The sequence below is a fragment of the Kitasatospora sp. NPDC043949 genome (assembly GCF_056435365.1).
The window spans coordinates 17604-28364 of record NZ_JBWKEQ010000078.1 but is presented as its reverse complement, the minus strand read 5'-3'; the positions used below and the strand labels follow the sequence as shown (position 1 = coordinate 28364).

At 74.6% G+C, this 10761-nt stretch carries 9 protein-coding genes; 3 read left to right on the top strand and 6 right to left on the bottom strand.

Annotated elements, in window-relative coordinates:
• Window positions 1-100 precede the first annotated feature (100 nt).
• From AC07AL_RS36255 to AC07AL_RS36230, 6 genes are all read right to left on the bottom strand, one after another.
• A complete protein-coding gene (locus tag AC07AL_RS36255; protein WP_478319436.1) occupies window positions 101-1339 on the bottom strand; it encodes a hypothetical protein in 1239 nt (412 codons plus the stop codon).
• 115 nt (window positions 1340-1454) lie between these two features.
• Window positions 1455-1997: a SigE family RNA polymerase sigma factor gene (locus tag AC07AL_RS36250; RefSeq protein ID WP_478319435.1), complete on the bottom strand. Its 543-nt coding sequence runs from the start codon at window positions 1995-1997 to the stop codon at window positions 1455-1457.
• Window positions 1998-2127: 130 nt separating this feature from the next.
• The gene (gene mycP, locus AC07AL_RS36245; RefSeq protein ID WP_363632065.1) at window positions 2128-3360 is read right to left on the bottom strand and encodes a type VII secretion-associated serine protease mycosin; all 1233 of its coding nucleotides are present in this window, start codon (window positions 3358-3360) and stop codon (window positions 2128-2130) included.
• Between the two features lie 100 nt (window positions 3361-3460).
• On the bottom strand, window positions 3461-3757 hold the full coding sequence (locus AC07AL_RS36240) for a WXG100 family type VII secretion target (protein WP_363586526.1): 297 nt from the start codon (window positions 3755-3757) through the stop codon (window positions 3461-3463).
• 102 nt (window positions 3758-3859) lie between these two features.
• Window positions 3860-4165, bottom strand: a complete 306-nt coding sequence (locus AC07AL_RS36235) for a WXG100 family type VII secretion target (protein ID WP_350885676.1) — start codon at window positions 4163-4165, stop codon at window positions 3860-3862.
• Window positions 4166-4346: 181 nt separating this feature from the next.
• Entirely contained in the window at window positions 4347-6062 is a 1716-nt protein-coding gene (locus AC07AL_RS36230; protein WP_478319434.1) for a type VII secretion protein EccB, read from the bottom strand.
• 179 nt (window positions 6063-6241) lie between these two features.
• Here AC07AL_RS36230 and eccE point away from each other — a divergent pair, with 179 nt between their 5' ends.
• The 3 genes from eccE to AC07AL_RS36215 all read left to right on the top strand — a co-directional run bounded on the left by eccE (window position 6242) and on the right by AC07AL_RS36215 (window position 10728).
• On the top strand, window positions 6242-7672 hold the full coding sequence (gene eccE / locus AC07AL_RS36225) for a type VII secretion protein EccE (RefSeq protein ID WP_478319433.1): 1431 nt from the start codon (window positions 6242-6244) through the stop codon (window positions 7670-7672).
• The gene (locus AC07AL_RS36220) at window positions 7672-8439 is read left to right on the top strand and encodes a hypothetical protein (protein ID WP_363586523.1); all 768 of its coding nucleotides are present in this window, start codon (window positions 7672-7674) and stop codon (window positions 8437-8439) included. The genes eccE and AC07AL_RS36220 overlap by 1 nt, the downstream gene beginning before the upstream one ends.
• A 129-nt stretch (window positions 8440-8568) precedes the next feature.
• Complete coding sequence (locus AC07AL_RS36215; RefSeq protein ID WP_478319432.1) at window positions 8569-10728, top strand: MinD/ParA family ATP-binding protein; 2160 nt, start codon at window positions 8569-8571, stop codon at window positions 10726-10728.
• Window positions 10729-10761 lie beyond the last annotated feature (33 nt).

Below are 10761 nucleotides of genomic sequence, written 5' to 3'. Positions count from 1 at the left end.
CCCCCCCCCCCCCCCCCCCCCCCCCCCCCCCCCCCCCCCCCCCCCCCCCCCCCCCCCCCCCCCCCCCCCCCCCCCCCCCCCCCCCCCCACGTCCGCACCGCTACTTCTTCAGCTTCCACACCGGCGCGGTGGCGATCGCCTTCAGCTGGTCGTTGCTCAGCGCCGGGGTGCTGCGGATCGCCGGGGTCTGCTGGGTGCCGCTGTTGAACGCGCTGATCACCACCCGCAGGCCGTCCGCGTGCAGGGTGTCGACGGTCCACATGCCCGGGTTGGAGCCCCGCTTGCCGACCACCACCCTGGTGCCGTCCGGCTGTGCCCGGGCACTGCCGAACAGCTCCTCCTTGGTCTTGTCGTCGCGGGACCAGTCCTGCACGTTGATCTCCACCATGGACTTGCCCTTGCCGTCGTCGACCACGAAATTCGCGTAGCCAGGCTGTCCCCCGGTCTCCGTCTCGGTCAGCCCGGACGGCAGCAGCTTGGCGACAATCGCCAGGATCTCGTCCTTGCCGTACTCCTTGCCGTTGTCCGGCCCCGGCTCCGGCCGCGGCTCGGGGAACTTGGCGATGATCCCGTCCCAGGCCTTGTCGGTGACGACCGCCCTCAGCTGCTCCGGCGACAGCGGCGGCGTCCGACGGCTGTCCGGTGCGCCCTTCTCCGCCTCGGCGTTCCACTCCGTCAGCTCGATCACGCGGCCGTCGGCGCCGCCCAGCCAGGCGGACCACCTCTTGGTGCCGGCCTGCTTGTTCGGGTACTCGTAGCCCTGGAACAGGGTCAGCTTGCCGCCGCCCGGCAGGCCCGCGCTGGTGCAGGCGTCGTACGGGACGAGCTTCCGGTCCGGGCAGCCGTTCTCCGTCAGGACCGGGCTGCCGGCCCCGACCCGGTTGACCGAGACCGCCATCGCGGCCCTGCCCCGACCGTCGTCGAAGACCAGCGTGCCGCCCTGGCGTTGACCGGCGTTCTCGTCGCTGGTCCGGCCGCCCGGCAGCAGGCCCCGCAGGGTGGCCAGCACCTCCTCGCCGGTGACCTCGCCCGGCTCCGCGGAGGAGGCCGCCGCGACCGGGGCCGCCGAGCCGCTCCCGCTGCCGCCGGCGGTGCTCGGGGCGGCCGCGGGCACCGCACTCGGGCGCGGCGAGGAGCCGGTGAGGTACACCGCGCCGGTCCCCACCAGGGCCAGCGCGGCCGCGCCGCCCACCACCGCGGCGGTCGAGCGGCGGCGCCAGCGTCGGCGGCCGCGCTGGTACCCGCCCGCGAGCAGGTCGGACGGCTCGGTGCGGAAGCCCTCGCCCGTACGGGTGAGGGCGTAGAGAAGATCGTCATCGAACTTGTCCGGTTCGGACATGGGTGGTCACCGTCTCCTTGCATCACGAAATTGCGTCACGGGTTGCGTCACGGGTTGCGTCACGGGTTCCGTCACGGGTTCCGTCACGGGTTCCGTCACGGACTACGAGCAGTGGTCAGCGGGCGGCGAGCTCGGCCAGCGAGTCGCCGAGCAGGCCGCGCAGCCGGTCCAGCGCCCGGGTGGTGCGGGTACGGACCGCCCCCGGGGAGGAGCGCAGCACCTCGGCGGTCTCCGCGACGCTGCGGTCCTCCCAGTAGCGCAGCACCAGCACGGCGCGGTCCTTGGGCGGCATCCGGCCGAGGGCGTCGAGCAGGGTCATCCGCAGCGCGCCGTCCGCCTCCCGCGCCTCCGACTCGGGCACGGCCCCGATGGGGCGCTCGGTGCTGGAGCGGCGGCGCTGCTGGGCGAGGAAGGTGCGCACCATCACCGTGTGGGTGTAGGCGGCCGGGTTGTCGATCCGGTTCCGGCCGCCGGTCCAGGCGCTGCGCCGCCAGAGCACGTACATCCGGCTGAGGGCCTCCTGGACGAGGTCCTCGGCGTAGTGGGTGTCGCCGCTGGTCAGCAGGCAGGCCGAGCGGTACAGGTGGCCGGTGCGGCCGGACACCAGCTCCAGGAACTCTGCGTCCTCGGCCTCCCGGCCCGCCCCGATCCACCCCATGCCCGCCGCTCCCCCGTGTCCGCGCTCCCCGACACTTCTTGGATGCGGTGAGCGGCCCACGACGTTACAGCCGTTCCGGAGGATTCTTCCGCGCACTCCCCGGGCACCGGGCGGGTGCTGCGCACACGGATCAGTCGGCGGACCTGCGGCGGAGGTCGCGCAGGACGACGCCGCCGCCGATGAGCAGCGCGACCAGCAGCGCCCCGATGCCGAGGACGTACGTCGCGGTGCGGCCGTCGCGGTCGGCCTGGGTCTCGCCGAGGCCGACCGGCCGGGGCACGATCGGGGCGGCGGCCAGCTGGACGGGGGCGTCCGGGGTGGCGGTGAACGGCGCGCTCTCGGGGGCCTTGGTGACGGCCCTGACCGGGTCGACCACGCCCCAGCCGATGAACCGGTCCGGATCGCGCTGGGTGCGCTGTGCGGTCTGCTCGATCCAGGCCCGCACCTGGGCCGGCTTCCAGTTCGGGTGGGCGCCGACCAGCAGCGCGACGAGCCCGGACACGTACGGGGCGGAGAAGCTGGTGCCGTTGTCGACGCACTGGCCGCCCCTGGGGACGGTGGAGAGCATGTCGACGCCGGGTGCGGCGACCTTCACGAAGGAGCCGTACTGGGAGAACGGGGCGCGCTCGTTGTTGCGGTCGGAGGCGCCGACGGCGAGCACGGTCGGGAACGCGCCGGGGTAGGTGTCGCCCTCCTTGCCGTCGTTGCCGGTGGAGGCGACCACCACGACGCCGCTGTCCTCGGCGGCCTGGACGGCGGCCTTCAGCTCCTGGTACCCGCCGAAGCCGGCGGCGCCGGCGCCGCGGACGTCCTGGGAGATGTTGATGACCTTGGCCTTGGCCCTGACCGCCTCGTTGACGGCCTGGACCAGGGTGGAGACGTCGCCGTTGCCGTCGCTGTCGTTCTGGCGGATCGACAGGACGGTGGCGTCGGGGGCGAGCCCGACGAAGCCCGTCCGGTCGTAACGGCGGGCGGCGATGATGCCGGCCACCTTGGTGCCGTGGCCGACCGGGTCCTCCTTGGAGCTGCCCGGGACCTTCTCCTTGGTCTCCCGGTTCACCACCAGGTTGGAGCCCTCCAGGACCTTGCCCGCCAGCTGCGGGTTCTGGTCGTCCACGCCGGTGTCGATGACCGCGACGGTCACCCCCGCGCCGGTGGTCCGACCGCCCTGCCACAGCTCGTCCAGCAGCAGGCGCTGCAGCGACCACGGCACGGTCGGCACGTCGGGCGCGTTCTTCGGGCAGTCGCCCGCGGCGGCCAGCCCTGGTCCGCTGTCCGCGTGCGCCGGGGCGGCGAGCGGGCCACCCAGCACGGCGAGCGCGGCCAGTGCCGCGGCCGCCTTCCGGTACCCGCGTCCGGACACCCTGCCACCCCTCATGTCGTCCACCCGTGCCGCGCACCGAAGGGCGGGTGCCCGGAGTCCGAGCACCCGCCCCCTCACGTTCCCGCTGGGGAACGCGTGGTCAGCTGTTCCCCCACAGCTTGGCGTTGTTGTTCTCGGTCGTCCGGTAGCTCTGCGCGGCGCCGTCCAGCGAGGAGGCGATCTGCGTGCAGACCTTCTGCAGGTCGGCGGCGCGCGCGTCCCACTGGGTCTGGTGGGCCTGGTAGCCCTGCTGGGCCGCGCCCTGCCAGCTGGACGCGATGCGGTTGACGTCGCCCTTGAGGTCGTTCAGCAGGTGGTCGATGCGGCCGGCCGAGGCGCGCACTTCCTCGGCCGCGTGGTGGACGGTCTCGAAGTTGACGAGGATGTGGTCGGACACGATGTCTCCCTTGACGAGGATGCGGAGCACCCCGCGCTCAGCCGCGGGCGCCCCACCGAGCGGAAGGTCGGAACAGAACGGTGATCAGCGCGGTGCGGCTGATCAGCCCTGGGCGTTGGAGAACAGCGCCTTCTGCTCTTCCTCGGTGCTCGCGTAGTGCTTGGTGGTCAGCTCGATCGCGTGCTGGATCGCGGTGAGCGACTCCTTCAGCTTCGCGATGTCGGTGTTGACCTGGTCCTGCAAGGCCTTGTAGGCGTTCGCCGCCTGGCCCTGCCAGCCGCCGGTGATGCCATCGACCGTGCTGATGAGCTTCTGCCGCTCAGCCTCGATCTTCCCGATCGCGTCCTCGATCCGCTTGGCGAAAGCCAGCATCTCCTGAGCCGTCATCGTGAACTGACCCTGAGCCATGCTCCACCATCCCCCATGAGACAGACATTGCGTGTACGGAGGGCAGCGCGGCCCGACCGTCCCATCACCCTAGTGATGTCCAGGAGCACTGTAGTCGGCACACGCAGCTCACCCAACACCGAACTCGGCGCAGTTACCAGACCATGACACTGAGGCCAATTCCGTTGCCGGGCTTGGTCGATCAGGCGTTCTGCGGCTGGGCGGCGCTCTTCGCCGTCAGCGGCGGGCCGGCCGGGACGAGGTCCGACCACTCGTGCGGCACCGGGAGCGGCTGGAGCTCCTTGTAGCCCAACCGGGCCTGGTTGGCGCCCGATTCGTCCTGCGGCGGCTGCTGGTCCGGCGTGGTGGCGCCCGGCTGCGGGGTGGGCGTCTTCGGGGCGCCGCCCTGGCCCGGCTGTCCTCCCGCACCCGGCTGCGCGCTCTGGCCCGGCTGCGCGCCGGGCGGGGTGGTGGCGCCGCGACCACCGTCGCCGTTGGCCGGCACCGAGTAGCGCAGACCGGTCTCGGTGATCAGGAAGTCGGTGCCGGAGCCGCCCGCCGCGTTGTCCAGCGCGCGGTAGAAGAGGCCGTGCCCGGGCGTCACGTACGCGGCGCCCGCGCCGTTGTTGTACGGCGCCGGGTAGGACGTCCCGGCCCAGACGCTGCGCCGGGGCGTGCGGCCGTCCTCGGCGACGCCGTCGAAGGTGCTGCACACGACCAGGCGCGCGTCCTGCCGGTCCTGCCAGTTGTTGGCCGGCGCACCGGACTTCAGCGGCCAGTCGTCCCCGGTGCTCGGCAGCCGGACGTCGTTGCCGAGCTTGGCGTGGTCGGCCGGGGTCATCTCGTCGCTGCGCGGCCGCTTGTCGCCGTCGTACTTGTAGAGGTCCTGGTAGTCCGGGTTCTGCCGGATCAGCTCCGCCTGGAACGGCGTCACCAGGTAGAGCCGGTCCTTGCCGACCACGTAGTGGCGGTCCTGGTAGTGCACCAGCCGGCCGATCCGGCGGTCGGCCTGGTTGCCCAGCTCCACCGAGGAGTTGGGGTTCGGGCTGTCCGCCACCCCGTCGACCTTCGGGAAGGTGATCGGGCTGCCGGTCACCAGGGTGTCCAGCCACTCGCGCTTGACGCGCTGCGGCACCGCGTTGGGCCCGAAGACCGCGGTGATCAGCGACTTGCGCTCCTTGTCGTCCGCCTGCGGCGAGCCGATGCCGTGCTTGCGGCCCTGCGCGTCGACCAGGAACACCTTCGCGTCACCCGGCCTGGCCGCGGGCTGGCCCGGCGCCGGCTGCGCGGATACCTGCTGCTCGTCCGCCTGCTGCACCAGCAGCAGCTGGTCCTGGCCGAGCATCCGGTCCTTGCCCGCCAGCGCCGCCGCGTCCGGGCCCGCCGCCACGAACACCGCCTGGTTGACGGTCTCCTGCTTGTCGTCCGAGCCCGGGCGGTCGCAGACCGACCACTTCATCGGCTTGTCCGCGTTGTCCCTCGTCGGCAGCTTGTCCGGCGCGTACGGGATGCCGATCGTCGGGCCGTGGTTGGGGTAGCTGTCGAGCACCCCGTCGTCGACCACCACCACCTTGGCGTCGGCCGGCAGCACCAGCCGCGCCGAGGACATGTTGAGCACCTGGTGCAGCCGCTTGGTCCGGCCGTCCGGGTCGGTCAGCACCACGTACCGGGTGGTCGACTTCTTGCCCTGGACGACGTTCTTGCCGTCGTCCCAGTGCAGCGGCGCGCTCGGTTTGAACACCCCCCACAACCCGAACCCGGCGACGATCACCGCCCCCACCAGCACGCTCGGCAGCACCGCCTTCACCGGGCGCGGCGCGTCCTCGTCGCTGCCGCCGCCACCGGGCAGCAGGAACGCCCCCACCGTGCGCTTGCGGGCGAAGGTGTACGCGTTCAGCTCGTCCCGGCGCGATGCCATCCTCGTCGTCCCCCTCGTCAGACACTGTCGGACCGGCCTGCACCGCCCCCCGCACCCGCCGGGCGGGAACCCGTACGAACCCTCTACGATGCGGCAGCAGACGGTGAGTACGGTACGGGTACGGTCCGCGCACCGGCCAGCCGGGCCGCGGCAACTGATCAGAGAGGGTCACCCGGGGGATGCCAAGCCAGACCGCTCCAGGACGCCGCGGACCGGCAACGGGCGGGAGGTCGCGCCGCTCCGGCCGGGCGCAGCGCGGCGGCCCCGCGCCCGGGACCGCGCCCGGGCAGCCACTGCCGCCCGTCGGCGAGAGCAGCGGCCGTGACGAAGGCGGTCGCGGGCCCGTCCTGCTCCGGATCAACCCCCGGCCCGGGCTGCTCGGCGGGCGGCTGAGACTCCAACAGCTCGTCCTGGTCGAGGTCGCGGCCGCGCTGGCCGCGGTGGGCTGGACGATCAGCCGGCCGGTCGCCGCCGGCTTCGGCGCGGTCGCGCTGGTCCTGGTGGTGCTCGCCGTGATCCCGCTGCGCGGCCGGACCATCCCCGAACTGCTACGGGTGCGCGCCGCCCTCAAGTCCCGCCGCCGGCGGGCCCGCGGCACGCTGCCGCCGGCCGGCACCGACCCGGCACTGGCCCCCGCCCTGGAACTCGAACCGGCGCTGCGCACCTGCACCCACGCCACCGAGGCCGACCTGGGCGGCCGCCCGGTCCGCCGGGAGACCGGCATGGTCGGCGACGGCACCTTCCTCAGCTCGGTGCTGCTCGTCCAGGCCAAGGACCAGCCGCTGCGCCCGGTGCGCACCGCGCTGCCGCTGCCCCTGGACGTGATCTGCTCGGCGCTCCAGGTCGACGACATCACCCTGGAGTCGGTGCAGCTCGTCCAGCACACCCAGCCGGCCCCGGCCCCGCACCTGCCCGAGCAGTCGCTGGCCGCCCGCGCCTACCGCGAGCTGCCGGACGGCACCGCCACCCCCGGGCTGCGGCTGACCTGGGTGGCGCTCAAGCTCGACCCGGAGCGCGCCGCGGCCGCCGTCCGGGCCCGCGGCGGCGGCGAGGAGGGCGCCCGCAAGGCGCTGCAACGGGTGACCGACCAGTTGGCCGGGCGGCTCAACAGCGCAGGGTTCAACGCGACCGTGCTGGACGAGCGCGAGCTGATCGCCGCGCTGGCCATCTCCACCTGCGCCAACCCGCTCGCGGTGGCCGGGCGCCAGGGCACCGGCAGCGGTGGCGGCACCACCCGCCGCACCCAGGAGGGCAGCCGGTTCTGGCGGATCGACGACCGCTGGCACAGCACCTACTGGATCTCCCGCTGGCCGCAGCTCAGCCGCCCCGGCGGCTCGCCCGGCCGGATCGCCGCGCCCGACCTGGTCAACCTGGTCACCGGCTCCCCCGCGCTGGCCAGCACCTTCAGCCTGACCGCCGGGCGCGGCACCGGCGGCTCGGTGACCGTCAGCGGGCACCTGCGGGTGACCGGGCGCAGCGAGAGCGAGGTGACGCAGGTCGGCCGCCAGGTGGAGGCGCGGGCGCAGGGCGCCGGACTCGGCCTGGTCCGGCTCGACCTGGAGCAGGCCCCCGGGGTGCTCGCCACCCTGCCGCTGGGAGGAGCGTCCTGATGGCGTACCAGACCTATCCGGCCCCCGGCCCGCAGCACGGCGCCGAACGGCCCCGGGCGCGGTCCCGGATCCTGCCCGGCTTCGGGCTGCGCGGCCCGCGCCGGGAGAAGCACGTGCTCGACGCCGCGGACCTCGGGGCGCTGGCCTTCCCGGTCGGCGACGACGGCGTGGTGATCGGCGTCGACCCGCAGGGGCTGCCCGCAGTGCTCGGCCTGTTCCGGCCCAGCGCGTACGACCTGGTGCTGGTCGGCGGCGTGTGGACGGCGCAGGTCATCGCGCTGCGGGCGGCCGCGATCGGCGCCCGGGTCGCGGTGGAGACCGCGCGCGGGCAGCTGTGGGGCCCGCTGGCGCAGGCCGCGGGCGGCGGGCAGCCGTGCGTGACGGTCCACCAGGTCGGCCGACTCGGCCCGCAGGGCGCCTCGGTGGCCTCACCGGTCCTGGTCGTGCGCGACCTCGGCGCCCGCCCGCCGCGCAGCCGGCTCTCCGCCGCGCCCTGGCAGACCACCCTGACCCTGCTGCCGTACCTGGGCCCGAACGCGGCCCGGGTGCTCAACGCGGCCGACCTGGTGGGCGTGCAGCGGGTCTCCCCACAGGAGGCGGAGCTGACCGGCCGGGTGCTGTCGCTCCCGCCGGAGGACGTCGCCGCGCTGCCCACCCTCGGCGACGACCTCACGCTGTGGGCCACCCGGATGCGGCGCCAGTACGTGCGGGCCGTGGCCGGGCAGGCCGAGCAGCAGGTTCTCGGCGGTCCGCGCCGGATGGACTGAGCGGCGGCGCCGGGCCCGGGGGGCCGCTCCGGATCCGACGCCGCCTTCAACGGGGGTTGCCGCACGGCCTAGTCTTTGATGCGGCAACGGCACCGCTGAACAAGCGGCGGCGAACACGAGGGAGCCCTAGTGAGCAGCGATCGGGACGGCGTCTACGTCGGCGACAACGCGGCAGAGGACGACGACGACTGGTCCGACGCGCCCGACTACACTCCCCCGTCCTGGTACGTGCAGACGGACGCCTCGGCGGCCCCGGCGGTGCAGGCTCCGACGGCCCCGGCCCCGGTCCTGCAGGCTCCGACGGCGGCGCAGGCTCCGCAGGCCGCCGCTCCGGCGCCGGTGCCCGCCCAGGCCCCGACGCCGGCTCAGGCGCCCGTGCCCGCGCAGCCCGTACCCGTGCCGCCCGTGCCGCCCGCACAGCCCGTCCAGGCCGGGGCGCAGCACGTCCCGTTCCCGGCGTCCGCCCCTGCCCAGGCCCCCGCCCCCGCGTTCGAACAGCCACCGGCCGTCGCCCCGGGCTGGCCGGCGGAGGTCCCGGCGCAGCCGCAGCCCGCCCCGGCCCCGCAGCCGCCGCACCCGGCCCCGGTCTCGGCCGCGCCGCCGGCGCAGCCCGCCCAGCCGGTCCCGCCGCAGACGTACCCGCAGCCGCCCGCGCAGCACCTGCCCCCGCAGCAGCCGCTGCCGCCGCAGGACGCGCAGTCCGCCGCCGCGTGGGCCGCCCAGCAGGCCGCCGCCCAGCCGCAGCCCGCACAGCCGCAGCAGCCGGCCCCGCTGTCCGCGCCGGTGGATCCGCGCCAGGGCGGCTGGCCGCAGCCCCCCGCCTACCCGCAGTCGGCCCAGCCCCAGCCGCACGAGTACCAGCCGTTGCTGCCGGGCTCGCCGCACGAGCAGTCCGGCGGGGTGCAGCCGTGGCCGCCGCAGAGCGCCGTCGCACCGCCGCCGGTCGCGTTCCCGCATTCCGCCGCCCCGCAGCCGCCCGTGGCGCACGGTGCGCCACTCGGCTACACCGCCGCGGTCGAGCTGTCCTCGGACCGGCTGCTGCGCAGCCAGCCCAAGCAGCAGCGCCAGCAGCCGCGGTTCCAGTTCGGCGGCAAGGCGGCGGCCGCCGAGAAGTCGCGCAAGCTGGAGATCATCCGCACCCCGGTGCTGAGCTGCTACCGGATCGCCGTGATCAGCCTCAAGGGCGGGGTCGGCAAGACCACGACCACCACCGCGCTCGGCGCGACCCTGGCCAGCGAGCGCCAGGACAAGGTGATCGCGATCGACGCCAACCCGGACGCCGGCACCCTGGGCCGCCGGGTCAAGCGCCAGACCGGCGCGACCATCCGCGACCTGGTGACGGCCATCCCGCACCTGCGCAGCTACATGGACATCCGTCAGTTCACCTCGCAGGACCTCAACTCGGGCCTGGAGATCCTGGCGAACGACGTCGACCCGGCGGTCTCGACCACGTTCAACGACTCGGACTACCGCCAGGTCATCGACGTGCTGGGCCGCCAGTACCCGATCGTCCTGACCGACTCCGGCACCGGCCTGCTGTACAGCGCGATGCGCGGGGTGCTGGACCTCGCCGACCAGCTGATCATCGTCTCCACCCCCAGCGTGGACGGCGCCTCCAGTGCCTCGACCACCCTGGACTGGCTCTCCGCGCACGGCTACGCGGACCTGGTGCAACGCAGCATCACGGTGGTCTCCGGGGTGCGCGAGACCAGCAAGCTGATCAAGGTCGAGGACATCGTCGCGCACTTCCAGACCCGCTGCCGCGGGGTGATCGTGGTGCCGTTCGACGAGAGCCTGGCGGCCGGCGCCGAGGTCAACCTCGACATGATGCGGCCCAAGGTCCGCGAGGCCTACTTCGAGCTGGCCACCCTGGTCGGCGAGGACATCGTCCGGGCCCAGCAGGCCGCCGCCCAGCAGTCCGGGTGGCAGCAGCAGGCGCAGGCCACGCCGTACCCGCCGCAGCCACAACCGCAGCCACAGCCGTATCCGGGTCAGGCCGGTCAGGCCGCTCAGCCCGCCCCCGGGGCGCCGTGGGCGCCGCAGCCCGGCCAGGCCCCGCCGCCGCCCCCCGGCTACGGCTACCCGCAGCAGCCGCCCGCCCCCACGGCCTGGCCGCAGCCGGGCGCCCAGCAGCAGCCGGCCCCGCAGCCGGGCCCGGGCTACGGCTACCCGCCCGCCCAGGGCCAGCCGCCGCAGCCCGCCCCGCCGTCCCAGCCCACCTCGCCGTCCCCGCCGGACGGCTACCAGCCGCCGCCCGGCTACGGCCACCCGCCGCAGCCCCCGCAGTGACGCCGAAGGGCCCGCCGACCAGGTCGGCGGGCC